We start from the raw sequence: 427 nt of genomic DNA, 5'->3' as shown, positions 1-427 counted from the left end.
CTCTACTTTATCAAACTGGTGCTGTCTTATCATCCCCCTTGTGTCCTTGCCCGCACTCCCCGCTTCGCTCCTAAAACAAGGCGTGTGCGCAGTCATTTTAATAGGGAGTTTTTCAACGCTAACAATCGTGTCGTTGTATAGATTAGTGAGCGTTACTTCAGCGGTGGGGATCAGATACAAATTTTCATTTTCTATTTTGAAAACATCTTCTTTGAATTTGGGTAATTGCCCGGTCCCAAAAAGCATTTTTTCATTCACTAACGCCGGCGTGTAGATGATTTCAAAGCCATTTTTTTCATTAAAATCCAACATTAAATGAATGAGCGCGCGATAAATTTTAGCCCCAAAACCCCTAATGACAGAAAAACGGCTTTTGGCGAGTTTCACGCCGCTTTCAAAATCAATCCAGCCATTTTGTTGAGCGAGT

The 427-nt window shown here is 41.7% G+C and carries 1 protein-coding gene; it reads right to left on the bottom strand.

Going from position 1 to position 427, the window contains the following annotated elements; genetic code table 11:
• Positions 1-427: aminoacyl--tRNA ligase-related protein (locus F8C76_RS19910; RefSeq protein ID WP_500683485.1), on the bottom strand; the 427-nt coding region annotated here is incomplete at both ends.

The sequence above is a fragment of the Flagellimonas olearia genome, from assembly GCF_009184425.1.
GTDB classification, from domain to species: domain Bacteria; phylum Bacteroidota; class Bacteroidia; order Flavobacteriales; family Flavobacteriaceae; genus Flagellimonas; species Flagellimonas olearia.
This window is presented reverse-complemented; position numbering and strand designations above follow the sequence as displayed.